This window comes from Pseudomonas sp. A-B-19 (assembly GCF_019947515.1).
Classification (GTDB): Bacteria; Pseudomonadota; Gammaproteobacteria; order Pseudomonadales; family Pseudomonadaceae; genus Aquipseudomonas.
The window spans coordinates 55,979-82,219 of sequence record NZ_JAGYGN010000026.1 but is presented as its reverse complement, the minus strand read 5'-3'; the positions used below and the strand labels follow the sequence as shown (position 1 = coordinate 82,219).

17 protein-coding genes are annotated in these 26,241 nt (G+C 61.2%); 11 read left to right on the top strand and 6 right to left on the bottom strand.

Annotation, left to right across the window (positions count from 1 at the left end; translation table 11 throughout):
• The 8 genes from KGA81_RS23925 to KGA81_RS23890 form a co-directional block, all read left to right on the top strand.
• The coding region (locus KGA81_RS23925; protein ID WP_223549098.1) for an ABC transporter permease at window positions 1-683 on the top strand (683 nt) is incomplete at its 5' end.
• Window positions 684-696: 13 nt separating this feature from the next.
• The gene (locus tag KGA81_RS23920; protein WP_223549095.1) at window positions 697-2,274 is read left to right on the top strand and encodes an ABC transporter ATP-binding protein; all 1,578 of its coding nucleotides are present in this window, start codon (window positions 697-699) and stop codon (window positions 2,272-2,274) included.
• A gap of 140 nt (window positions 2,275-2,414) precedes the next feature.
• Entirely contained in the window at window positions 2,415-3,830 is a 1,416-nt protein-coding gene (locus KGA81_RS23915; RefSeq protein ID WP_223549093.1) for a sigma-54 interaction domain-containing protein, read from the top strand.
• A gap of 286 nt (window positions 3,831-4,116) precedes the next feature.
• Window positions 4,117-5,508, top strand: coding sequence for a GntP family permease (locus tag KGA81_RS23910; protein ID WP_223549091.1), 1,392 nt, complete (start codon window positions 4,117-4,119; stop codon window positions 5,506-5,508).
• Window positions 5,509-5,515: 7 nt separating this feature from the next.
• Window positions 5,516-6,289 carry a 3-hydroxybutyrate dehydrogenase gene (locus KGA81_RS23905; RefSeq protein WP_223549089.1) on the top strand — a complete coding sequence of 258 codons (774 nt, stop codon included), beginning with the start codon at window positions 5,516-5,518 and terminating at the stop codon, window positions 6,287-6,289.
• A gap of 77 nt (window positions 6,290-6,366) precedes the next feature.
• A complete protein-coding gene (locus tag KGA81_RS23900) occupies window positions 6,367-8,322 on the top strand; it encodes an acetoacetate--CoA ligase (protein ID WP_223549088.1) in 1,956 nt (651 codons plus the stop codon).
• A 203-nt stretch (window positions 8,323-8,525) separates the two neighbouring features.
• A complete protein-coding gene (locus KGA81_RS23895; protein WP_223549087.1) occupies window positions 8,526-11,063 on the top strand; it encodes a PAS domain-containing protein in 2,538 nt (845 codons plus the stop codon).
• Window positions 11,064-11,128: 65 nt separating this feature from the next.
• Window positions 11,129-11,404 carry a peptidylprolyl isomerase gene (locus KGA81_RS23890; protein WP_223549086.1) on the top strand — a complete coding sequence of 92 codons (276 nt, stop codon included), beginning with the start codon at window positions 11,129-11,131 and terminating at the stop codon, window positions 11,402-11,404.
• Here KGA81_RS23890 and KGA81_RS23885 read toward each other — a convergent pair.
• The 6 genes from KGA81_RS23885 to KGA81_RS23860 all read right to left on the bottom strand — a co-directional run bounded on the left by KGA81_RS23885 (window position 11,392) and on the right by KGA81_RS23860 (window position 21,677).
• The gene (locus KGA81_RS23885) at window positions 11,392-12,897 is read right to left on the bottom strand and encodes an efflux transporter outer membrane subunit (RefSeq protein ID WP_223549085.1); all 1,506 of its coding nucleotides are present in this window, start codon (window positions 12,895-12,897) and stop codon (window positions 11,392-11,394) included. The two genes, KGA81_RS23890 and KGA81_RS23885, sit on opposite strands and share 13 nt — an antisense overlap.
• Entirely contained in the window at window positions 12,894-16,001 is a 3,108-nt protein-coding gene (locus KGA81_RS23880; protein ID WP_223549084.1) for an efflux RND transporter permease subunit, read from the bottom strand. The genes KGA81_RS23885 and KGA81_RS23880 overlap by 4 nt, the downstream gene beginning before the upstream one ends.
• Entirely contained in the window at window positions 15,998-19,102 is a 3,105-nt protein-coding gene (locus tag KGA81_RS23875; RefSeq protein WP_223549083.1) for an MdtB/MuxB family multidrug efflux RND transporter permease subunit, read from the bottom strand. The genes KGA81_RS23880 and KGA81_RS23875 overlap by 4 nt, the downstream gene beginning before the upstream one ends.
• A complete protein-coding gene (locus KGA81_RS23870; protein WP_223549082.1) occupies window positions 19,099-20,415 on the bottom strand; it encodes an MdtA/MuxA family multidrug efflux RND transporter periplasmic adaptor subunit in 1,317 nt (438 codons plus the stop codon). Before KGA81_RS23870 ends, KGA81_RS23875 begins: the two co-directional genes overlap by 4 nt.
• Before the next feature lie 176 nt (window positions 20,416-20,591).
• Entirely contained in the window at window positions 20,592-21,092 is a 501-nt protein-coding gene (gene tpx, locus KGA81_RS23865) for a thiol peroxidase (protein WP_223549081.1), read from the bottom strand.
• Window positions 21,093-21,233: 141 nt separating this feature from the next.
• Window positions 21,234-21,677: a polyketide cyclase gene (locus tag KGA81_RS23860; protein ID WP_223549080.1), complete on the bottom strand. Its 444-nt coding sequence runs from the start codon at window positions 21,675-21,677 to the stop codon at window positions 21,234-21,236.
• A gap of 178 nt (window positions 21,678-21,855) precedes the next feature.
• On the opposite strand from KGA81_RS23860, the gene KGA81_RS23855 reads away from it, so the two are divergent.
• From KGA81_RS23855 to KGA81_RS23845, 3 genes are all read left to right on the top strand, one after another.
• Complete coding sequence (locus KGA81_RS23855) at window positions 21,856-22,281, top strand: YciI family protein (RefSeq protein WP_223549079.1); 426 nt, start codon at window positions 21,856-21,858, stop codon at window positions 22,279-22,281.
• 227 nt (window positions 22,282-22,508) lie between these two features.
• The gene (locus tag KGA81_RS23850) at window positions 22,509-23,537 is read left to right on the top strand and encodes an HAD family hydrolase (RefSeq protein ID WP_223549078.1); all 1,029 of its coding nucleotides are present in this window, start codon (window positions 22,509-22,511) and stop codon (window positions 23,535-23,537) included.
• 306 nt (window positions 23,538-23,843) lie between these two features.
• Window positions 23,844-26,204, top strand: coding sequence for a multiheme c-type cytochrome (locus KGA81_RS23845; RefSeq protein ID WP_223549077.1), 2,361 nt, complete (start codon window positions 23,844-23,846; stop codon window positions 26,202-26,204).
• The last annotated feature ends 37 nt before the right edge of the window (window positions 26,205-26,241 follow it).

Genomic DNA, 26,241 nt, shown 5'->3' with positions numbered 1-26,241 from the left:
CCCCCAGCCCGCCCTCCAGCGTCAATTGGCTGGGCACCGACGACCAGGCACGGGACGTTCTGGCCCGGGTGATATTCGGTGCCCGGGTGTCGATCCTGTTTGCCCTGATGCTGACCTTTGTCAGTGCCCTGATCGGTATCGCGGCCGGGGCCCTGCAAGGCTATTACGGCGGCTGGGTAGATTTGCTTGGCCAGCGTCTGCTGGAGGTGTGGTCCGGGTTGCCGGTGCTGTACCTGCTGATCATCCTGTCGGGCTTTGTCGAACCGAATTTCTGGTGGCTGCTGGGGATCATGGCGCTGTTTTCATGGCTGGCCCTGGTGGACGTGGTGCGTGCCGAGTTCCTGCGCGGGCGCAACCTGGAATACGTCAAGGCCGCGCGCGCGCTGGGCCTGACCGACCGCAAGGTCATCATGCGGCACATTCTGCCCAACGCCATGAACGCGACCTTGAGCTACTTGCCGTTCATTCTCACCGGGGCGATTTCCACCCTGACGGCGCTGGACTTCCTCGGCTTTGGCATGCCTGCCGGCAGCGCGTCCCTGGGCGAGCTGATCGGCCAGGGCAAGCAAAACCTGCAAGCACCGTGGCTGGGCCTGACGGCGTTTTTCACCCTGGCGCTGATTCTTTCTTTACTGGTGTTCATTGGCGAAGCGCTGCGCGACGCTTTTGATCCCCGCTCTTGATGCGGATGTTGACATGACCAACCTGATCGAAATCCGTGACCTCAGCGTGGCCTTCAGTGGCCAGACCGTGGTGCGCAATCTGTGCCTGGACATCCGCTCCGGCGAATGTCTGGCGCTGGTGGGCGAATCCGGATCGGGCAAGTCGGTGACGGCCCACTCGATCCTGCAATTGCTGCCGCAAACCGATACCGAAACGACGGGCAGCATTCGCTATCGCGGCCAGGAACTGGTGGGCGCCGAGGTCGGCAAGTTGCGACAACTGCGCGGCAATCGCATCGCGATGATCTTCCAGGAGCCGATGACCTCCCTCAACCCGCTGCACAGCATCGAAAAGCAGATCGGCGAAACGCTGCTGGTGCACAAAGGCCTGGCGGGCATAGCGGCGCGAGAGCGGATTCTTGAATTGCTGCACCTGGTGGGCATCCAGAAACCCGAGGAGCGCCTCAAGGCCTATCCCCATCAATTGTCCGGCGGGCAGCGCCAGCGGGTGATGATCGCCATGGCCCTGGCGTGCGAGCCGGAACTGCTGATCGCCGACGAGCCGACCACTGCGCTGGATGTGACGGTGCAGCGCAAGATCCTGCTGCTGCTCAAATCCCTGCAACAGCGACTGGGCATGTCACTGCTGCTGATCAGCCATGACCTTAACCTGGTGCGCAGTATCGCCCAGCGCGTGTGCGTGATGAAGGCCGGGGAAATCGTCGAGCAGGCGCCTTGCGAAGTTCTTTTCACCGAACCGAAGCACCCTTACAGCTGCGTATTGCTGCACGCCGAACCCGAGGGCGAAGCCTTGCCCCGGGACGAGCGCGAAAACGTACTGGAGGTGGACAATCTGCAAGTGCGGTTTCCCGTTGGTGGTGGTTTGTTTCAACGCAAAACCTGGCTGCGCGCCGTCGATGGCATCAGCCTGAATATTCAGCGCGGCAAAACCCTGGGCATCGTCGGTGAGTCCGGTTCCGGCAAGTCCACGCTCGGTCAGGCAATTCTTCGTTTGCTCGACTCCGAAGGCAGCATCCGCTTTCAGGGCCAGGCGCTGGACGACCTGACGCAAAAACAGCTGCGACCGTGGCGCAAGAAGATGCAGGTGGTGTTCCAGGACCCGTTCGGCAGCCTCAGCCCAAGGATGTCCGTGGCACAAATCATCAGCGAAGGCCTGGAGGTGCATAGCCAGTTGAGCCCTGAAGAGTGCAGTGCCGAAGTGATCCGCGCATTGAGCGAAGTCGGCCTCGACCCGCAAAGTCGCCATCGCTATCCCCACGAGTTCTCCGGGGGGCAGCGCCAACGTATCGCCATCGCCCGGGCGCTGGTGCTCAAGCCGGCGCTGATCCTGCTTGACGAACCGACCTCGGCGCTCGACCGCACGGTGCAGAAACAAGTGGTCGTCCTGCTCCGCCAGCTTCAGGAAAAACACGGTTTGACCTACCTGTTCATCAGCCACGACCTGGCGGTGGTGCGCGCCCTGGCCCACGACATGATCGTGATCAAGGACGGCAAAGTGGTGGAACGCGGCGCCAGCCATCAGGTGTTTGACTCACCGCAGCATCCGTACACCAAGGAGCTGTTGGCGGCGGCGCTGTTGGGGCAGGCATAATTCTGGCTCTGGACCGAGTCGCGGCCTTCGCTGGCAAGCCAGCTCCTACAGTTGATCTGTGTCGTTCACAAATCCCCTGTAGGAGCTGGCTTGCCAGCGAAGAGGCCGGCACAGCCAACACATCATCAGGACCAACCCCCATGAACACCACCGAAAGCCTCAAGGACTACCAGCGCGTTCGCCTGCTGGCGATCCGCTCGTTGTTCGAGATCATCGAGCAATCGAGCGAGGGCACGGTGATTGTCGACCGTGATGCCAACATCGTCTGGATGAATGAGCGCTATGCCCGGCGCTTCGGCTTGCAATCGGCGCAAGGCGCAATCGGCAAACCCTGCGAAAGCGTGATCCCCGGCAGCCTGTTGCGTGAAGTGGTGCGCACCGGCCGGCCGATTCTGCTGGATATGCAAGACACCCCCAAAGAGCCGCTGGTGGTCATGCGCCTGCCGATTCACGATGACGCCGGCGAGGTGATTGGCGCCATCGGTTTCGCCCTGTTCGACGAATTGCGCAGCCTGTCGCCGATGCTCAAGCGCTACATGAGCATGCAGGAAGAACTGGCCTCCACCCGCTCGCTGCTGCGGGCGCGGCAGACCAAATACAACTTCGCCCATTTCATTGGCACCAGCGCCGCCAGCCTGGAAGTCAAACGCCGCGCCCGGCGCAGTGCGAGTACCGAATCGCCGGTGCTGTTGCTGGGTGAAACCGGCACTGGCAAGGAGCTGCTGGCCCAGGCGATCCACAATGCCTCGCCCCGCGCGCGCAAGGCGTTTGTCAGTGTCAACAGCGCGGCGATTCCCGAATCGCTGCTGGAGGCCGAATTCTTCGGCACCGCCCCTGGCGCATTTACCGGTGCCGACCGCAAGGGCCGTGCCGGCAAATTGCAGATCGCCCAGGGCGGCACACTGTTCCTCGATGAAATCGGCGACATGCCGCTGCCCCTGCAAAGCAAACTGTTGCGAGTGTTGCAGGAAAAGGAGTTCGAGCCGGTGGGCTCCAACGAAGTGATCCAGAGCGATGTGCGGGTGATCGCCGCAACCTCGACCGACCTCGAGGCTGCCATCAAACGCGGCGAATTCCGTGCCGACTTGTACTACCGGCTCAACGTGCTGCCGATCCAGGTTCCGCCCTTGCGCGACCGCCTCGATGACGTGCCGGCGCTCAGTGAAGCCATTCTTGAGGAGCTGCGCAGCCAGCATGAATTGCACCACGAGGCCCTGGAACTGTTGGGGCAACACGCCTGGCCGGGGAACATCCGCGAACTGCGCAATGTGCTGGAACGGGCCGCGCTGCTCAGTGACGACTTGCGCCTGACAGCGGCGGACATCCGCGCGGCGATTGGTACGTTTACCCAGGTAGAGCGCGTGGCGCCCTTGACTATCGAGCCGCTTGCCCATGAAACGTTCAGTGCGGCGCGCGAGCGATTTGACCGGCAACTGATCGAAACCACCCTCGCGCAATGCGGGGGCAAGGTGGTGGAAGCAGCAGCGCGGCTGGGGCTTGGCCGGTCGACGCTGTACAAGAAGATGGTGGCGTTGGGGATTGCAGAGTCTCAATAACGAGACACAAATCTCCATTGTTAGACAGATCATCGCGAGCAAGCTCGCTCCCACAGTAGACCCTGTTCTCCCGACCTACTCCGTCCCCCTGTGGGAGCGAGCTTGCTCGCGATGAGGCCAGCACTATCTCCAAAAGTCTCCAATTAGAGACAAAGCATTCGAATCCAGCCCACAGAAATAAAATATATCCTTATATTTCAATAACTTAACAAGATGGCACAAAACTCGCTATAGCCCTCTCCTACCAGGCTTCACCCAACAAAAATAACAACCCAGGAGACACACCATGAGTGTGATCATTGCCTTGGCAGCCCTCGCGCTGCTGATGCTGGCTGCCTACCGTGGCTACAGCGTTATCCTCTTTGCCCCGATTGCCGCCCTAGGCGCTGTCCTGCTGACTGACCCGTCTGCCGTCGCCCCCGCTTTCACCGGGGTGTTCATGGAAAAAATGGTCGGCTTCATCAAGCTTTATTTCCCGGTATTCCTGCTCGGCGCGGTGTTCGGCAAGCTGATCGAACTGTCCGGCTTCTCGCGTTCCATCGTCGCCGCGGCGATTCGCCTGCTGGGCACCCGCCAGGCGATGCTGGTGATCGTGCTGGTCTGCGCCTTGCTGACCTACGGCGGCGTGTCGCTGTTTGTGGTGGTGTTCGCGGTCTATCCGTTTGCCGCCGAGATGTTCCGCCAAAGCAACATCCCCAAGCGCCTGATTCCGGCGACCATTGCCCTGGGTGCGTTCTCGTTCACCATGGACGCCCTGCCCGGCACGCCACAAATCCAGAACATCATCCCCAGCACGTTCTTCAACACCACCGCGTGGGCGGCGCCGTGGCTGGGATTGATCGGCACAATCTTCGTGTTCTGTGCCGGCATGCTGTTTCTCCAGCGTCAGCGCAACAAGGCCCAGCGTGCCGGTGAAGGCTATGGTGCTGACCTGCGCAACGAGCCGGAAACCGCCGCCGACCTCAAGCTGCCCAACCCGTGGCTGGCGCTCTCGCCACTGCTGGCGGTGGGCATCATGAACCTGTTGTTCACCCACTGGATTCCACAGGTGTACGGCAAGACCCACAGCCTCGCGCTGCCGGGCATGGCCGCCCCGGTGACCACGGACATCGCCAAGCTCACGGCGATCTGGGCGGTACAGGCAGCCTTGCTGGTCGGCATCCTCATGGTGCTGGTGTTCGGCTACAAGGCGATCAGCCGCAAGCTGGCCGAAGGCAGCAAAAGTGCGGTGAGCGGTGCCTTGCTGGCGGCGATGAACACCGCCTCGGAATACGGTTTTGGCGCGGTGATCGCGTCCTTGCCGGGTTTTCTGGTGCTGGCCGACTGGCTCAAGAGCATCCCCAACCCACTGGTCAACGAAGCGATTACCGTGACCTTGCTGGCCGGCATCACCGGTTCCGCCTCAGGTGGCATGAGCATCGCGCTGGCGGCGATGTCCGAGCAGTTCATCAGCGCCGCCCATGCGGCGAACATCCCGCTGGAAGTGCTGCACCGGGTCGCCGCCATGGCCAGCGGCGGCATGGACACCCTGCCGCACAACGGCGCCGTCATTACCCTGTTGGCGGTCACCGGGCTGACCCACCGCGAAGCCTACAAAGACATTTTCTGTATTACGCTGATCAAGACCCTGGCGGTTTTCGTAGTGATCGGCACCTTCTACGCCACTGGCATTGTGTGAGGTATTCATGACGACTCTTTCGGGCAAGACCGCACTGGTCACCGGTTCCACCAGCGGCATCGGCCTGGGGATAGCCCTCAGCCTGGCCAAGGCTGGGGCCAATCTGATCCTCAATGGCTTTGGCGATGCATCCAGGGTGATTGCCGAAGTCGAACAGTTCGGCGGCAAGGTCGGTCATCACCCGGCCGATGTCAGCGATCCGGCACAAATCGCCGACATGATCGCCTACGCCGAGCGCGAGTTCGGCGGCGTCGACATTCTGGTCAACAACGCTGGCATTCAACACGTGGCAGCGGTGGATGAGTTCCCGGTTGAGCGCTGGGATTCGATCATCGCCATCAATCTGTCGTCGGTGTTCCACAGCACCCGTTTGAGCCTGCCCGGCATGCGCGCCAAGGGCTGGGGCCGGGTGATCAACATTGCTTCGGTGCATGGCTTGGTCGGCTCGGTGGGCAAGTCAGCCTATGTCGCCGCCAAGCACGGGGTGATCGGCTTGACCAAAGTGGTCGCGCTGGAAACCGCGACCACCCAGGTCACCTGCAACGCGATTTGCCCAGGCTGGGTATTGACGCCGCTGGTGCAGAAGCAGATTGATGATCGTGCCGCCAGTGGGATCGATCCGCAGCAGGCGCAGCATGATTTACTTGCTGAGAAGCAGCCATCGCTGGAGTTCGTGACACCGCCGCAACTGGGTGAGCTGGTGCTGTTTTTGTGTAGCGAAGCCGGCAGCCAGGTGCGTGGCGCGGCGTGGAATGTCGACGGTGGGTGGTTGGCGCAGTGATCATTTGCTAGCCCCCTCACCACAAGAGCTGGCTCCACATCAGCCTGTGTGAAGGCATAAAAAAGAAGAGGCAAACCATGTCCGACATCCTCTGGCAACCTGACGCCAAACGCATTGGCAAGACCCGCATGGAGGCCTTCCGGCGTTTCGTCAATCAGCGGCATCACCTCAAGATTGACGACTACCCTGCCCTGCACCAATGGTCCATCGAGCAACGCCCGGACTTCTGGCAGGCTATCGTCGACTTCTTCGACATCCGCTGGCACGAGCAACCCGACGCGGTGCTGCTTGAAGGCCCGCAGATGCCCAGTGCCCAGTGGTTCCCCGGCGCAACGCTGAACTTTGCCGAACACCTGCTGCAGCGTCGCGATGATGCGATCGCCGTGGTAGCCGTCGGCGAAAACGGTCTGCGTGAACATTTGACCTGGGCCGAGCTCGCGGAACATGTCGCCGGCTTTCAAAACGGGCTGACAGCGGCCGGTGTCAGGGTTGGCGACCGGGTTGCCGCGTGCATGCCCAACACCTGGCAAACCCTGGTGGCCATGCTCGCCACCACCAGCCTTGGCGCAATCTGGTCCTGCTCGTCACCTGACTTCGGCACCCATGGGGTGGTTGACCGTTTCGGCCAGATCGAACCGAAAGTGCTGGTGACCTGCGCCGGTTATCGCTACGCCGGCAAGGACATCGACCAGACCGCCAAGGTCAACGAAATCCTCGAGCGCCTGCCGTCGTTGCAGCAGTTGATCATCGTGCCCTATGCGCGGCCGCACACGCGGATCGAACACTTCCACACCCCGGCCAACGTGACGCTGTGGAACGATTTCTACGAGCCTGGCGGCGAGCCGGATTTCGTTCCCGTGCCCTTCGCCCATCCGCTGTACATCCTTTACTCCAGCGGCACCACCGGCGTGCCCAAATGCATCATCCACAGCACCGGCGGCGTACTCCTGCAACACGTCAAGGAACACGGCCTGCATTGCGATCTCGGCCCCGGCGAACGCCTGTTCTACTACACCACCTGCGGCTGGATGATGTGGAACTGGCTGGTGTCGGCATTGGCGGTCGGCAGTGCGGTGGTGCTGTACGACGGCTCGCCGTTTCACCCCGACCCGCAACGCCTGATCGACCTGATCGACGACGAGGGCATCAGTGTCTTTGGCACCAGCCCCAAATACCTCGCGACCCTGGAAAGCAGCGGCATCAAGCCCCGGGAAAGCCATGACCTGGGCAGCCTCAAGATGCTGCTGTGCACCGGCTCGACGCTGTCACCGCACAGTTACGACTTCGTCTATCGCGACTTCAAGGCTGACCTGTGCCTGGCCTCGATGTCCGGTGGCACCGACATCGTCTCGTGCTTCGTCAACGGCAACCCTGTGTCGCCCGTCAGACGTGGCGAAATCATGGGCAAGAGCCTGGGCATGGCTGTCGAAGTGTGGAACGACGCCGGCCAACCGGTGATCGGCGAAAAAGGCGAGCTGGTCTGTACCCGCCATTTCCCGGCAATGCCCGTGGGTCTGTGGCACGATCCCGATGGCGAGAAACTGCGCAAATCCTATTTCAGCCTGTTCCCCGGCGTCTGGGCCCAAGGCGATTACGCTGAACAACTGCCCCATGGCGGGATGATGATCCACGGCCGCTCCGATGCCGTGCTCAACCCCGGCGGCGTGCGCATCGGTACGGCGGAAATCTATCGCCAGGTGGAAAAAATCCCACAGGTGCTCGACAGCGTGGCCATCGGTCAGCAGTGGCAGGATGACGTACGGGTGGTGCTATTCGTACAGTTGCGCGACGGAGTCGAACTGGACGAGGCACTGCAACAACAGATCCGCCAGACGATTCGCGCCAGTACCACGCCACGCCATGTGCCGGCGAAGATTGTCGCGGTCACCGACATTCCCCGGACCATCAGCGGCAAGGTCGTTGAGTTGGCGGTACGCAATGTGGTGCACGGGCAGAAGGTGAAAAACACCGATGCCCTGGCCAATCCCGAGGCGCTGGAGCAGTTTCGCGACCGGCCCGAACTGATGGATTGAAATGAGATTACCTGTGGGAGCGAGCTTGCTCGCGATAGCGGAGTGTCAGTTGACATCAATGCAAATTGACCCGACGCCATCGCGAGCAAGCTCGCTCCCACAGGGTACTGTGTCGCCTACCGCTCACCCTGACGGATCCTCCACAATCGACCAGCTGTGCAAGAATAGACGCCAGCTATAGCGAATTGGTGCAGGACTCCCGGATGAACGCAACACCCACCGCCAGCGATGCCCAGGCCTTGATCGCCCGAATCGACTGGACAAGCAGCCCGCTTGGCGCAGCCAGCAAATGGCCACAAAGCCTGCGAACCGCCGTGGACATCGTGATTCACTCACCGATGCCGATGCTGCTGCTATGGGGCCCGCAACTGACGCAGATCTACAACGACGGCTTCGCCCTGCTCAGTGGAAGTAAACATCCACACGCTTTCGGCCAACCGACACACCTGATCTGGCCAGAGTTGAAAGACTTTACCGACCCGATATACAGCGCCGTTCTGCAAGGTCAGGTGCGAACCTACAGCGAACAGCGCTTCACCCTGCAACGTGAGGGCCGGGAGACTGACTTCTGGCTTGACCTGACCTACAGCCCGATCCGTGACGAAAGTGCCAAGGTGGCCGGGATCCTGGTCACCGCCATCGAAACCAACGAACGCCGGCGCATCGCCCTCGAACTCGAACAGCGCTCGGCGGCCAGCCTCAAGGCCCAGCGTGAAACCGAGGAGCGCCTGCAACTGGCCCTCGCCGCCACCGATGCGGTCGGCACCTGGGACTGGGACATCAGCGAGGACCGCTTCATCGCCGATGCGCATTTTGCCCAACTGCACGGCATCGACCCGGCCATGGCCAGTCAGTTGCCGATCAGCGAGTACCTGCACGGCGTACACCCGCAAGACCGCGCCCTGATCGCCCGCAGCATCAAGCATTGCATCACCCACGGCACTGAGTACGCCGAGGAGTATCGCCTGCTGCAAACCGACGGCCAGATGCGCTGGGTGTTTGCCCGCGGACGCTGTTACAAGGATCACCACGGCCGGCCGATGCGTTTCCTCGGCGCCGCCCTGGACCTGACCGAACGCAAACACACCGAACAGGCCTTGCGCCAGAGCCAGACCGAGCTGCAACTGATCATCAACGCCATGCCGGTCCTGATCAGCTACGTCGACCGTGAAGAACGCTTTCGCCTGAACAATGCGGCGTACCTCGACTGGTACGGCCGGACGCCGCAAGAGCTTTACGGGCTTACCATTCTTGAAGTGCTCGGCGAAGAAACCTACGCGCTATGCGCCCCGCATATCACTGAGGCACTGTCCGGCCGGCCCTGCAGTTTCAGCATCGGCACGCCGCACCGCGACGGCAGCATCCGCCAGGCCTTGATGAATTACCTGCCACGCCACGGCGCAGACGGCGCGGTAAACGGTTTCTACATCTTCGTGATCGATGAAACCGAAAGCAAAAAGACCGAAGAAGCCCTGCGCAACCTGAACGAAACCCTTGAGGAGCGGGTGGCCGCCCGCACCCGCCAACTGGCCGAGGCCAACGAGCGCCTGCAGAACGAGATGTTCGAACGTGAGCGTGCCGAAGACGCCTTGCGCCATGCCCAGAAAATGGATGCGGTCGGCCAGCTTACCGGCGGCATCGCCCATGACTTCAACAACATGCTCACCGGCATCATTGGCAGCCTCGACCTGATGCAGCGCTACATTGCCGACGGCCGTACCAGCGAGATCGGCCGATTCACCGAGGCGGCAGTGTCTTCGGCCAACCGTGCCGCCGCCCTCACCCATCGCTTGCTGGCGTTCTCCCGGCGGCAGTCGCTCAACCGCAAGCCACTGAACCCCAACGAGTTGATTCACTCGCTCGAAGACCTGTTCAGACGAACCAAGGGCGACCACATCGAGCTCAAACTGCAACTGGCCGAAAACATCTGGCGGATCAGCACCGATGTCAGCCAGCTGGAAAATGCCTTGCTCAACCTGGTGATCAACGCCCGGGACGCCATGCCCGATGGCGGCGTGCTGCAGATCGAAACCGCCAATGTGTACCTCGACGGCGACGACATCACGACCCTGGAACCGGTCAAGGCCGGCGACTACGTGATGATCACCGTCAGCGACAACGGCACCGGCATGACGCCGTTGGTGCTGGCCAAGGCATTCGACCCGTTCTTCACCACCAAGCCCATTGGCCAGGGCACTGGCTTGGGCTTGTCGATGATTTACGGTTTCGCCCAACAATCGGGGGGCCACGTCAGTCTGTTCAGCCTGCCTGAACGGGGCACCAGCGTGCGCCTGTACCTGCCGCGCCTGCATTCGACCGAACCGGAAAAAGTCCTGTCGCCCGTCATCGGCGAGGCACCGGCGGCAATTGCCGGAGAAACCGTGATGCTGGTCGAGGACGATGCGGCGGTGCGCATGCTGGTACTGGACCTTCTCAAGGAGCTCGGCTACCGCGCCCATGAAGCCGAAGATGCCAAGGGTGCCCTGCCGGTGCTGGAGTCAGACCTGCGGGTGGACCTGCTGGTGACCGACGTCGGGTTGCCAGGCATGAACGGCCGGCAACTGGCGGAAATCGCCCGCCAGCACCGCCCCGGACTCAAAGTGCTGTTCATGACCGGTTATGCGGAAATCGCCGCCGAACGCCAGGGCTTCCTCGAAGAAGGCATGGACATGGTGGCCAAACCGTTTTCCATCGACCTGCTTGCCAACAAGATTCGCACGATGATCGGTCAACCGAACTGACTTGAGGCATAATCGCGCGCCCCTGCTGCCACCCACATAGCCACCACCGTTACAAGGTACCGCCGATGAAAGCTCAAGCCCGCCATATTCTGGTGAAAACCTCGGAAGAAGCCGAGCAGCTCAAACAACGCATCGCCAAGGGTGAAGCGTTCGATGTCCTGGCCAGGAAGTACTCGACCTGCCCCTCAGGCAAGCGCGGCGGTGACCTCGGTGAAATACGGCCGGGGCAGATGGTCGGCGTGATCGATGCGGTAATCTTCAAGAAACCGCTACGGGTGGTGCATGGGCCGATCAAGAGCAAGTTCGGCTATCACCTGGTGCAGGTGTTTTATCGGGACTGAGTGGTTGGCTTTAGTGCGCCATCGCTCACCTGAAGCTGCCCATCCCAGCCACCTCCCAACGCGGCAATCAACTGCACGCTGGCAATCAGGCGGCTTTGCAGCAGGTCCAGGTTGCTGCGCTCATTGCTCAGCGCCGCCGCCTGGGTCACCACCACATCGATGTAGGCGATCAAACCGGCCTTGTACTGGTTCTGGGTCAGGCGCAGCGATTCACGGGCGGCGTCCAGTGCCTGCTGGCGCACGACGGCTTCGTCTTCAAACACCTTGAGCTGCACCAGGAAGTTTTCCACCTCGCGGAATCCGTCCAGCACGGTCTGGCGGTATTTGGCCACCGTTTCGTCATAGGCCGCTTCACTGCGATCGACTTCCGCCGAGCGCTGGCCGCCATCGAACAGGGTCGTGGCCAATTGCGGTCCCACCGACCAGAAACGGTTCGGCAGGCTGATCCAGTTGGAAAAGGTGCTGCTGCTGTAACCGCCGTTCATGTTCAATGTCAGGTCGGGGTAATAGGCGGCCTTGGCCACGCCGATGTTGGCGTTGGCGGCCATCACCGAACGCTCGGCCGAAGCGATGTCCGGACGCCGCTCCAGCAACTGCGAAGGCAAGGCCGGCGGCACTTGCGGTAACTGGGGAATGTCCTGGCTTTCCGCCAGGTTGAACTCCGAAGGTGGCAAGCCGATCAGCACGGCAATGGCGTTCTCGAACTGGGCGCGTTGCCAGATCAGGTCGACCATATCCGCTTCGGTGCTTTTGAGCTGCGTCTGGGCCTGGGCCACGGCGTCCTTGCCCGATACGCCGGCGCGGTACTGGTTCTCGGTCATCTTCAGCGAGCGCTGATAAGCCTCGACCGTGTCCTGGAGCAGGCGTTTCTGGCCATCGATCACGCGCAATTGCAGGTAGTTCTGCACCAGCTCCGACTGCTGGCTCAAGCGCATCGCGGCCAGATCGGCAAAACTTGCCTGGGCATTCGCGGTGTCGGCTTCGAGGCCCCGGCGCAGCTTGCCCCATACGTCCGCTTCCCAACTGACGCCCACCTGGGCCGAGTACGTGTCGCGAATACCGCTGGACGAACTGCTCAGGCTCGAGTTGCTGCTGCCGGTGCCCTGGCTTGAGCGGTTCTTGCTGACGTTCAGGTCGACCGTCGGGAAAAACGCCCCGCGTGCGCTGCGCACCAACGCCTGGGCCTGCCGGTACTGGGCTTCGGCCTGGGCGACGGTCTGGTTGGCGCTGTTGAGCTTTTCGACCAGGTCGTTGAGCTGCTGGTCACCATATAACTCCCACCAGGCACCGCGCGCCAGGGCATCGCTCGGATTGGCCTGACGCCAGCCCTCTGCGGCCTTGTACTGCGCAGGCTCGGCGGTTTGCGGGCGCTGGTAATCCGGGCCGACGGCGCAGGCACTGAGCATTGCCACGCACAGTGACAGGCTCAACAGACGCGAGCCTCGAGCCATGAGCAGCGGTGCAGCCAGGTTGAAAAGCGAACGTTCAGTCATAGCGGAGTTTCCAGAGCAGCATCGGTACGCACCCCACGCCATTTATTGAAGCGATGGCGCAGTTTGTCGAGGTAGAGGTAAACCACCGGGGTGGTGTAAAGCGTCAGCACCTGGCTGAAGATCAGCCCGCCGATGATGGTCAGGCCCAGCGGCTGGCGCATTTCCGCCCCTTCGGCACGGCTCAGCAGCAACGGCAAGGCACCGAGGATCGCCGCCAGGGTGGTCATCAGAATAGGTCGCAAACGTTGCAAACAGGCGCTGCGAATCGATTCCAGCGGTGCCATGCCCTGGTGTCGCTCCAGCTGCAACGCCAGGTCGATCATCAGAATGGCGTTTTTCTTCACCACGCCGATCAGCAGAAACAGCCCCAGCAGCGAAATCAGGCTGAACTCGCCGCCCAGCGCATAGATCGACAGCAACGCGCCGACCCCGGCCGACGGCAGCGTGGACAGGATGGTCAGCGGATGAATGTAGCTTTCGTACAACACGCCGAGCACCAGATACACCGCCACCAGCGCGCCGAGAATCATGAACGGCTGGCTTTTTTGCGCGGCGGCAAAGGCGTCGGCGGTGCCGGCCATTTTCGCGATCACGTCTTCCGGCAGGCCGACCTTGGCAATCGCCCGCTCGATGGCGGCACTGCCCTGCTCCACGGTCACGCCTTCGGCCATGTCGAAGGCAATGCTTTCCGACGCGAACTGGCCTTCGTGGCTGACCCGGTCGTTTTCCAGGCTGTTTTCGTAATGGGCGATGGTCGACAGCGGGATCCGCGCACCATCGGCGGTGATCACCTGGACCTGCTTGAGAGTGATCGGGTCCTGGGCGTATTTCGGATTGACCTCCATCACCACCTGATACTGGTTGAGGCTGTCGTAGATGGTCGATATCTGCCGCTGGCTGTAGGCGTTGTTCAGCACCGCCGTGACCATGTCCATGTCGACACCCAGGCGCTTGGCCTGGTCGCGGTCGACGATCAGCGTCACTTGCCGGGCGCCCCGGCCTTCCCGCGCATCGATCGCCGTCAGCTCCGGCAAGGCCCTGAGCGCAGTGACGACTTTCGGATACCACTCGCGCAACGCCCCCAGATCACCGCTTTGCAGGATGTACGAATATTGCGAGCTGGTCTGCTCGCGGCCACCACCGAATTGCAGGTCCTGGTCCGCCATGAGCATCAGTTGTGCACCAGGGACCTTGGGCATTTCCTTGCGCAGGCGCTCGATGACCTTTTGCGCGGAAATGTTGCGTTCCTTGATCGGCTTCAGGCGCACCAGCATGAAGGCGTTGTTGGTGCCGTTGTTACCACCGATGAACCCGGCAACACTTTCTACCGCCTCATCCTTCAACACCGCCCGGCGGAAAATCTCCATCTTCGGCTGCATCACACTGAACGACAGACCGTCGTCGCCGCGCACGAAACCGATCAGTTGGCCGGTATCCTGCTGCGGCATAAATGTTTTAGGAACAACCACATACAATGCGATGTTCACTCCGATTGTCACGAACAGGCTGAGCAACGTCAGGCGCTTGTGGCGCAGCACCCAGTCGAGGCTGGTGGCATATTTGCCAACCATCCAGTCGTTGGTCCGCCGGCTCCAGCGTTGCAGGCGGTTCTCCTGCCCCGGCGTGTGCGGTTTGAGCCAGCGGGCGCAGAGCATCGGGGTCAGGGTCAACGACACCAGCAGCGAGACCACGATGGCCGCCGCCAGGGTGATGGAGAATTCGCGGAACAGGCTCTCGATGATCCCGCCCATGAACAGGATCGACAGGAACACCGCCACCAGCGACACGTTCATCGACAACAAGGTGAAACCGACTTCCTGGGCGCCGAGGTATGCCGCCTTCATCGGCTTTACGCCCTCGTCGATATGCCGGGATATGTTCTCCAGCACCACGATGGCATCGTCCACCACCAGCCCGGTGGCCAGGATCAGCGCCATCAGCGACAGGTTGTTCAGCGAAAAGCCGTAGAGGTACATCACGGCAAAGGTGCCGACCAGCGACACCGGCACCGCCAACGTCGGGATCAACGAAGCGCGGAAGTTACCAAGGAACAGGAACACCACCAGGATCACCAGCGCCACGGCGATCAGCAAGGTCATTTCCGCTTCGTGCAGCGTGGCCTTGATCACCGGTGAGCGGTCCATGGCCAGGTTCAGCTTGACGCTGGCCGGCAACACCGCCTGCAATGCCGGCAACTGCGCCTTGATCTCGTTGACCGTCTCGATGATGTTGGCGCCGGCCTGGCGGTTGATCACCAGCAGCACCGCCGCGTCGTCGTTGAAGAAACCGCTGTTGTAGCGGTCCTCGACGCCATCGCTGACCTTGGCCACATCCTTCAGGCGCAGGGCCGCGCCGCCGTTGTAGTGGATGATCAGCGACTCGTAGTCTTTGGCTTTTTCCAACTGGTCGTTGGCCTGGACCTGCCACAGCCGTTGATCGTCTTCCACCGAGCCCTTGGGCCGGCGCACGTTGGCATTGGCGATGGTGTTGCGCACATCGTCCAGGGCCACGCCGTACTGGTTGAGCGACTGCGGTTCGAGTTCGATACGCACCGCTGGCAGGGAACTGCCGCCGATCTGCACCTCGCCGACGCCCTGCACCTGGGACAGGCTCTGGGACAGGATCGTCGAGGCCAGGTCATAGAGCTGGCCTTTTTCCAGCACATCCGAGGTCAGCGACAGCACCATGATCGGCGCCTGGGACGGGTTGACCTTCTTGTAGGTCGGCATGCTGCGCATCCCGCTCGGCAGCAGATTGCGCGAGGCATTGATGGCTGCCTGCACTTCCCGCGCCGCGCCATTGATGTCGCGGTCGAGGTCGAATTGCAGGATCACCCGGGTCGATCCCTGGCTGGACCGGCTGCTCATGGTGTTGACCCCGGCAATGGCGCCGAAAGAGCGTTCCAGCGGCGTGGCCACGGTCGATGCCATCACCTCGGGGCTGGCCCCAGGCAGGCTGGCCTGGACCACGATCACTGGAAAGTCCATTTGCGGCAGCGGCGACACGGGCAGCAAACCGAAGCTCACGCCACCCAGCAGCATGATGGCCAGGCTCAGCAACATGGTCGCGACCGGGCGCTTGATGAAAGGGCCGGAGAGGTTCATGGCTGCTCTACCGCTTCCACGGACTCAGGCTTGCGGCCCCAGCGCCGACCGAGACGGTCGAAGTACAGGTAGATCACCGGCGTGGTGAACAGCGTCAGAATCTGGCTCAGCAACAGACCGCCGACCATTACCAGACCCAGCGGCTGGCGCAGTTCTGCGCCGGAACCGGTGGCCAGCATCAACGGCACGGCACCGAACAAGGCCGCCAGGGTGGTCATCAGGATCGGCCGGAAACGCAGCAGCGCGGCCTGATAGATCGCCGTCTGCGGGTCCATGCCCTGATTGCGCTCCGCGTCGAGGGCAAAGTCGATCATCATGATCGCGTTCTTCTTCACGATGCCGATCAGCAGAATGATGCCGATGATCGCGATCATGCCCAGGTCGTTGCCGCTCAGGATCAACGCCAGCAAGGCGCCCACCGCCGCCGACGGCAGGGTCGAAAGAATGGTGATCGGGTGGATGTAGCTCTCGTAGAGCACGCCCAGCACGATGTACATGGTCACCACCGCCGCCAGAATCAGCAGCAAGGTGCTCGACAACGAAGCCTGGAAAGCCTGCGCCGCGCCCTGGAACTGGGTCTGCACGCCAATCGGCATGCCAATGTCCTTCTGCACCTGCTCGATGATCTCCACCGCATGCCCCAGCGCCACGCCGGGTGCCAGGTTGAAGGACATCATCACCGCCGGGAACTGGCCGATGTGGGTGATCGCCAGTTGCGCCTGGCGCTCCTCGATATGCGCCAGGCTGGACAGGCGCACTTGCCCGCCATCGGTAGTCTTGACATGAATCTGGTTCAACGCATCCGGGCCGATCTTCTCGCCGGACTGCGATTGCAACACCACGCGGTACTGACTGGCCTGGGTGTAGATGGTGGAAATCTGCCGCTGGCCAAAGGCGTCGTACAACGCATCGGTGATATTCGACACCGACACCCCGACCCGCGACGCCGCATCGCGGTCGATCACCAGATAAACCTGCAAGCCCTTGTCCTGCAAATCGCTGGCAACGTCGGTCAATTCCGGCCGATCGGCCAGGGCTTCGACCAGTCGCCCGCTCCACAGGCTCAGCAGCTCCGAGTCTGGCGAAGACATGCTGAACTGGTACTGCGTGCGACTGACCCGGTCCTCGATGGTAAGGTCCTGCACCGGTTGCATGAACAAGCGGATGCCGACCAGTTTGTCCAGCGCAGGTTGCAGCCGGGCAATCACTTGCGTGGCACTCAGGTCACGGTCGTGGTGCGACTTGAGGTTGATCAATAACCGACCGCTGTTGAGGGTCGAGTTATCGCCATCCACGCCAATGTAGGAGGACAGGCTCTCGACGGCCGGGTCAGCCAGAATGACCTTGGCCAGTTCCTGCTGACGTTCGCTCATGGCGGCGAAGGAAATCGATTGCGGCGCTTCGGAAATGCCCTGGATGACGCCGGTGTCCTGCACCGGGAAGAAGCCCTTGGGCACCACCATGTACAGCAATACCGTCAGCGCCAAAGTGCCAATGGCCACCATCAGGGTCAACGGCTGGTGCTTGAGCACCCACTGCAACTTGCGTCCGTAGGCGGCGATCATCCAGTCGATGAACGCACCGCTGGCACGGTAGAAACGACCCTGTTCTGCTTCCTTGGGTTCACGCTTGAGCAAGCGCGCGCACATCATCGGCGTCAGGGTCAGGGAGACGACCAGGGAAATCAGGATCGCCACCGCCAGGGTGATGGCAAATTCGCGGAATAGCCGCCCGACCACGTCCGCCATGAACAGCAGCGGGATCAGCACGGCGATCAGCGACAACGTCAGGGAGATCAGCGTAAAGCCGATCTGCCTGGCGCCCTTGAGCGCTGCGTTCAGCGGGCTGTCGCCTTCCTCGATGAAGCGCGCGATGTTCTCCAGCATGACGATCGCATCGTCCACCACGAAACCGGTGGCGATGGTCAGGGCCATCAGGGTAAGGTTGTTGACCGAGAACCCGGCCAGGTACATCACGCCGAATGTACCGATCAGCGACAGCGGCACGGCCACCGACGGAATGATCGTGGCACTGGCGCGGCGCAGGAACAGGAAGGTGACCATCACCACCAGGGCGATGGCGATCAGCAATTCGTGCTGCACGTCCTTGACCGAGGCGCGGATGGTCTGGGTGCGGTCGGTCAGCACCACCACGTCGAGGCCGGCCGGCAGGTTGTCGGTGATGCTCGGCAGCAGGGCCTTGATGCGGTCCACCACCTCGATCACGTTGGCACCGGGCTGACGCTGGATATTCAGCAGCACGGCCTGGTTTTCATTGGCCCACGCAGCGAGTCGCTCGTTCTCGGCGCCGTCGACGATTTCCGCCACGTCCTTGAGCCGCAACGGCGCGCCGTTGGCGTAGGCCAGGATCAGGTTGGCGTAATCCTCGGGCGACGTCAGTTGATCGTTGGCATCGAGCATCGAGACCCGGGTCGGACCGTCGAAGTTGCCCTTGGGCTGATTAACGTTGGAAGCGCCAATCAGCGTGCGCACATCCGACAGATTCAGGCCGTTGGCCGCCAGAGCCTCGGGGTTGACCTTGATGCGCACGGCCTGGCGCTGGCCACCGGCAATACTGACCATGCCGACGCCGCTGATCTGGGCGATTTTCTGCGCCATGCGGGTATCGACCAGATCGTTGAGCTTGGGCAGCAGCATGGTCCTGGAGGTGATGGCCAGGGTCAGCACCGGCGTATCGGCCGGGTTGACCTTGTTGTACACCGGCGGCGCCGGCAGGTCCTTGGGTAGCAAGTTGGTCGCGGCATTGATCGCCGCCTGAACTTGTTGCTCGGCCACGTCCATGTTGATGTCGAGGCTGAACCGCAGGGTCAAAACCGACGCCCCACCGGAACTGGTGGAGGCCATTTGCGTCAGGCCGGGCATTTGCCCGAACTGCCGCTCAAGCGGCGCGGTCACCGCGCTGGTCATGACATCCGGACTGGCGCCGGGATATAGCGTCATGACGCGAATGGTCGGGTAGTCGACCTGGGGCAGCGCCGACACCGGCAGCAACCGATAAGCGATCACACCGGCCAGAATAATCGCCAGCATGCTCAGCGTGGTGGCTACCGGACGAAGGATGAACAGCCGCGAGAGATTCATGCGCCGCCCTTTTTCGCCTTGTCAGTGGTCGCGGGCTCTGCCGCGTCGGCCGCCGACTTGCCTTGCAGGTGTTCGGTCGGCGTGGCCGGCACGTCGTGGCTGTCGTTGACCACCTCCACCTCACTGCCGTCCTTCAGGCGATCGGTGCCTTCCAGAACAACCCGCTCGCCCGCCGCCAGGCCTTCGGTAACCACGGTGTTCACGCCATCGCTGGCGCCGACTTTCAACTGACGGATCCTGACCTTCTTGTCACCGTCCAGGGCATAGGCAAATGTACCGTTGGTGCCGAACTGGATCGCTGCAGAAGGCGCGAGCACTACGTCTTTGAGGGTGTCGGCCAACAGGCGCACATTGACGAACTGGTTGGGAAACAGCGACTGATCGCGGTTTTCGTAACGGGCCTTGAATTTCAGGGTGCCGGTGGTGACGTCGATCTGGTTGTCCAGGCTCTGCAGCACGCCAGTGGCTTGCAATTTGGTATCACCGCGATCCCAGGCCTCAGCCGGCAGCCTGGCGCCGCTGCGATAACGGGCGAGCACGGTGTCGAGGCTGTTTTCCGGGAGGGTGAAGGCCACGCTGATCGGTTGGGTCTGGGTGATGATCGCCAATGCGCTGGTGTCGTTGGCCGCTACCAGGTTGCCGACGTCCAGTTGACGCAGGCCAACGCGACCGGTGATCGGTGCGCGGATTTTGGTGAATTCGAGGTTGAGCCTGGCATCGTTGACCGCTGCCTGATTGGTCTTGACCGTGCCCTGGAATTGACCGACCAGCGCTTCGGCGGTGTCCAGGGTCTGCTTGGCAATACTGTCTTCGCGGTACAGGCCGCGATAGCGCTCGACGTCGACCTGGGCGTTTTTCAGCTGCGCCTGATTCTGCAGCAAGGTGCCTTCGGCCTGCAGCAAGGCGTTCTGGTAGGGGCGCGGGTCGATTTCGGCCAACAGGTCGCCAGCATTGACCATCTGCCCTTCTTCGAAATGGATCTTGACCAGCTCACCGCCGACGCGGCTGCGGACATTGATGGTGTTCAGCGCCGTGACCGTACCCAGCGCCTTGAAGTACACAGGGAAATCACCGGTGACTGCCGGAGCCACTCGCACCGGTACCGGCCCTGACGCCCCGCCGAATCCAGGCCGCATTCCGCCTGACCTGCCGGTATGCCCGGCGACGGCTTTCTGCCCCACAGCCTCTTTGGGTGCAGCGCTGCCGGGCCAGAATTTCCAGCACAAGGCGGCGATGACCAGCAGGACAAGCAGGCCGAACAGCCAGCGACGAGGACTACGGGAAGCGGAGGATTGCATTGAGTGATCAACCATTGGGCGCGTGGGCTTTTTTTACATGAGGGAACGATAAGCACTGGCGGGTTTTAAGCAAAGCGCCTTTACCGGCAATTTACCTTCGGCTTACGTAACAGAAATTTTGTGTAAGACACTGAAGCACAAATGAAAACGGCCTGGACAGGGCCAGGCCGTTAAACATTGTAAAGCCAGACTTATTTCAGAACAGCAAGTGCCGCTTCGTAGTTCGGCTCGTCAGCGATTTCGCCAACCAGCTCGCTGTGCAGCACGTTGTCGTTTTCGTCCAGTACCACAACGGCACGGGCGGTCAGGCCTTTGAGCGGGCCGTCGGCGATGGCCACGCCGTAGTTCTGGATGAACTCGGCACCGCGCAGGGTCGACAGGTTCTGTACGTTTTCCAGGCCTTCGGCACCGCAGAAACGCGCCTGGGCGAACGGCAGGTCAGCGGAGATGCACAGCACGACGGTGTTGGCCACGTCGTTAGCCTTGGCGTTGAACTGGCGCACAGAGGTGGCGCAGGTCGGGGTGTCGATGCTTGGGAAAATATTCAGCACTTTGCGCTTGCCGGCAAAGTCTTTCAGGGTGACGTCGGACAGATTGCCGGCAACCAGGGAAAAGGCTGGCGCCTTGGAACCGGCTTGTGGCAGTTGGCCGTTGACTTGAACCGGGTTGCCTTTAAGAGTGACTTGAGCCATGAACGGAGTCCTTCTGACGTGGATGTGGAGTATTTTGACGAGGCCGAAGTTAACCACGAAATTGTCCGACGACCTACGGTCAAACATAAATTGTCATGTATCGGCGCACAAAACTGGATACAACCCACAGGGACAGCGGTGTTATTTGAGTAACTCCAGCATATTGCGGTGGCGCGCCTCGAAAATCCGCCGCATGTAGCCATTGACCAGCAACCACTCAATGGGCGCGCCGCCTATCGCCGAATACATCACCCGATCGGTGTATAGCGTACCGCCCTCGCCTGCCGCTACTCGATGTTCGTGACGAAAGGCACGCATCGGTCCCTTGAGCATCTCGTCGATGAAATACCTCTCACCGACTTCACGGATCACTACCGTCCAGTTCGATGGAATCACATTGAACATCCAGTGACGAAAGCGGAATTGCCGCCCGGCCTCAATCCGCAGGTCGTTCAGATCGACATCACCCAGCGGGGTAATGCGTTCGGGGAAAATCTTCGGAAAGTTGCCCCCTTCCAGACAGAAGTCGAGGACCTGTCCGGGCGTGCGGCCGGGGATGAGTGTAGTGAGTTCCAGAATTGCCATGCGGGACACATTCCTTTGATCGTTGGGCAGGCTCGCCAGAAATACGGTGTAGCGAAATGGCAGTCGAAAAGAAACCTGCCAGAGTGTCTTCTACAAGAATTTTGCCGAGGAGTTGTCGATTTGCACTCCAGCCATTCGACCATTTGGCGAGTCACTCAATTACAACGGAGAAATCACCATGCGATTCATGATCATCATCAAGGCCAGCGCCGATTCCGAAGCCGGCGTGATGCCCAGCCAGGAACTGCTGACCGCCATGGGCAACTACAACGAAGAACTGGTCAAGGCCGGCATCATGCTCGCAGGCGAAGGCCTGCACCCCAGCAGCAAAGGTGCCCGCGTAAAGTTTTCGGGGGAGCAACGCTCGATCATCGACGGCCCCTTCATCGAAACCAAGGAACTGATCGCCGGCTTCTGGTTGTGGAAAGTGAAATCCAAAGAAGAAGCCATCGAGTGGGTCAAGCGCTGCCCCAACCCGATGCCTGGCACCGAAGCCGAGATCGAGATTCGCCAGGTGTTCGAGGCCGAAGACTTTGGCGCCGAATTCACGCCGGAACTGCGTGCGCAGGAAGAGCGCGTCTGGGAGCAGGCAAAGAAGAACTGAATCCCCTTGCAGGAGCAAGCTTGCTCGCGAAGATGGCAGATCAGCCACCATCCGCGTTGAATGTAAACCCGCCATCGCGGGCAAGCCCGCCGTGAACCGGACAAAGATCAGGTGCGGCGCCAAATCAGGCAATCCTTGTCTACGCTGCATAGTCAGGTCGGGCGCAACAGAGAATCCTTCTCTGGTGCACTGCATCCGCTCAACTCCGTTCACGAGAAGGATTTCCCATGACGAATTCGATATCTCTGCGCCATCGCCGCGTATTCAGCTTCCTGCTGACCCTGGCCTTGAGCCTGCCGTTACTGGTTCAGGCGGCCGAGCCGTTACCCTCCTGGAACGATGGCCCGTCGAAAAAACAGATCATCGAGTTCGTGCAGACAGTCACCGATCAAAACAGCAAGGACTTCGTAAAGCCCGAGGACCGCATTGCCGTGTTCGATAACGACGGCACCTTGTGGAGCGAGCAGCCGATGTACTTCGAGTTATTGTTCGCCCTCGAGGAGGTCAAACGCACCGCACCGCAGCACCCGGAATGGAAGACCACCCAGCCCTTCCAGGCGGTGCTGGAAAACGATCACAAGGCCCTGGCCGCCACTGGCATGGAAGGCATGATGAAAATTTTCGCTGCCACCCACACCGGGATGACCACCGATGCCTTCGGTGACTACGCCAAAACCTGGCTGAGCCAGGCCCGCCATCCGAAAACCGGCAAACCGTACACCGAGATGATCTTCCAGCCGATGCTGGAAATGCTCGACTACCTGCGCGGCCAGGACTTCAAGACCTACATCGTGTCCGGCGGCGACACCGGGTTCATGCGCGCCTTCGCCGAGAAGGTCTATGGCATCCCGCCAGAACAGGTCATTGGCACCACCTTTGTCACTGCCTATCAATTCAAGGACGGCCAGGCATCTATCCTGCGCACGCCAAAACTGGCCCACAACGACGATGGCCCGGGCAAACCGGAAAGCATCGACGCAGTGATCGGACGCCGGCCAATCCTCGCCTTTGGCAACTCCGACGGTGACCTGCAAATGCTCCAGTGGACCGCCGCCGGTCCCGGTAAACGCTTCATGGGCCTGGTGCATCACACCGACGCCAAACGCGAATGGGCTTACGACCGACAATCGCAGATCGGTCGTCTGGACAAGGCCCTGGACGAAGCACACAAACGTGGCTGGACGGTCGTCGACATGGCATCCGAATGGCGTCGAATCTATCCGTTCGATGCATCCACAGCCGAGCAAACGCAATAAAAAGACGTCGTGCAGGACTGCAATAAACGTTTATCGCAGTACATTACCGGTGGTTTGTCGGGGAGTGATTGGGTGCCTGATAGATCGCCATCGCGAGCAAGCTCGCTCCCACTGGTTCGGTGTCGATCACTACATTTGGGCACGACATAAACCCTGTGGGAGCGAGCTTGCTCCGGGCGGCGTTCCGACGATGGGGCCATCAGATTCACAACATCCGTTATTTGACAGACGCCGACCATCCGACAAAGCTGCATCAAGCTTCATCGCGCGCCGCAAGGCAATCGCACCTGGACCATGGAAGTCGTGATGCGCAAACATAAAAATAAAACTGCAAACCCACACCCTGATTCGCAACCGACCCTGATCAACCGTTATCTCTACCCCGTCACCATCGGCATCCTGCTGCTCGCAGTGGCGGGTATTGGCTGGTTTTTGCTGAGCGACACACCGACGCCACTCAAGCCAATGCCCGTCAGCACACCCGCCGTTCAACCGGCCAAACCGCTACCGGTCGCTGTCGCGCCTGCGAAAATGGTCGACGAGCAACAATGTCAGGGCTGCCACGGCGAGCAGGTCAAAGACTGGCAAGGCTCCCATCACCAGTTGGCGATGCAGCAAGCCAACGCCGACACCCTGCTCGGCGACTTCAACAACGTCACCTTCAAGGCTGAAAAAGAGACCACGGTGTTCTCGCGCAAAGGCGACGAATTCTGGGTCAACACCCCCGGCGTCGATGGTAAGAATGCCGACTTCAAGGTGGCCTATGCCTTTGGCATCGCCCCCTTGCAGCAATACCTGATCGAGGTCGGCGAAGGCCGCCTGCAGGCCCTCGGCGTAGCCTGGGATACCGAGAAGCACCGCTGGTTTCACCTGTATCCGGGCCAGGGTGTGAACTTCAAGAACCCGCTGCACTGGAGCAAACCGAGCCAGAACGCCAATTTCATGTGTGTCGAATGCCACACCACCGGTTTCAAGCGCAATTTCGACGCGGCCAAGAACACCTTCGACAGTCACTGGAACAGCCTCGGTGTCGGTTGTCAGGCCTGCCACGGTCCGGCGTCCAGCCACCTGGAATGGACGGCGAAGAAAACCGACCTGATCCATGCCGGATTTGCCGTTGACCTCAAGGACAAGAACGCCACCGTCGAAATCGAAACCTGCGCCCGCTGCCACTCGCGCCGCGCGCCGCTGGACGACGGTTACACGGTCGGCAAGCGTCTGATGGACGACTACCTGCCGAGCGTCCTGACCCGTGAGTTGTACGCGCTGGACGGCAAGATCAAGGACGAAGTGTTCGAACACGGCTCCTTCGCCCAGAGCAAAATGTTCGACAAGGGCGTGCGTTGCAGCAACTGCCACAACCCGCACAGCACTCAATTGAAAGCGCCAGGCAACGGCGTATGCCTGCAATGCCATAACGCCGCCGGCAAAACCACTGTGGAAGGTGTCGACGGCAAGGGCCTGCAAGCGAAAAACTACGAGGCCATCGAACACACGCGCCACACCATGGGCCAACCAGGCTCGCAGTGCGTGGATTGCCACATGCCCGGCAAGTTCTACATGGGCAATGACTTGCGGCATGACCACAGTTTCAGCATTCCCAACCCTGAGCGAGCAAAGAAACTCGGTACACCTGACGCCTGCCTGACCTGCCACCAGGGCAAGGCCGGCGACAAGATCACCGAGCAATTCAAACTGTGGAACACCGCCAACGCCAGCGCGATGCAAACCCCGCGTTACGACGAAAGCCTGTGGTTGATCCGTAACGGTCAACCGGGTGCGGCGCAGGCGCTGTTCGAGCAACTGCAACGCAGCGATCTGCCGGCGATCCAGCGCGCGACGCTGCTTGGTGAATTGTCGCTGTATCCGAGCGAACAAGCGTTGAAACTGGCCACCAGGGACCTGAACGACACGGCACCTCAAGTACGTGAGAACGCCATACGCGCGCTCAGCGCATTCCTGCCGCCACCGGAACGCGCGCAGCTGCTGATCCCCTTGTTGAATGATCCTGTCAGAGCAGTGCGCATCGCCGCCGCCCGGGATTTACTGAGCGTGGCACGCAATGGACTGGGCACCGCCCAGGACAGCTGGAATATCGCCATCGCTGAGTACGAGACAGTCCAGAAAAGCCTGCCCGAACGCGCCGAAGCGAACCTCAACCTGGCGATGCTTTATCAGGCTGATGGCCGCAGCGCAGAAGTCGAAGGTTTGCTGCGTACCGCCTTGCAGCGCGACCCCGACTTCTACCCGGCGCTGGTCACCCTGGTGCAATGGCTGGAGGCCAACGGTCGCCGTCAGGAAGGCCATGTCCTGCTGGCGGAAAGCCTCAAGGACCACCCCGACTCAGGCCTGCTGCAACATACCCAGGGTCTTGCGCTGATTCGTACCGGCCAGGCCGCTCAAGCCATGCCGTACCTGCGCAAAGCCGCGCAACTGGAGCCTCAGAGCGGACAGTTCGGCTATGTGCTGGCGGTGGCCCTGCATGACAGCGGCAAGATTAACGAGGCGTGCATGGAACTGGAGCGACTGCTGAAGGTGCAACCGGCCAACCGCAATGCCCGGTTGTCGTTGATCCAGTACTACCTGGACAATGGCCAGGAGCCCAAGGCGCAGGCGTTGTTGCAGGGCTGGAAGAAAATGAACATGGGGGATCCGGCATTGAAATGACGGAAGATTCTTGTAGGAGTGAGCTTGCTCCGGGCGG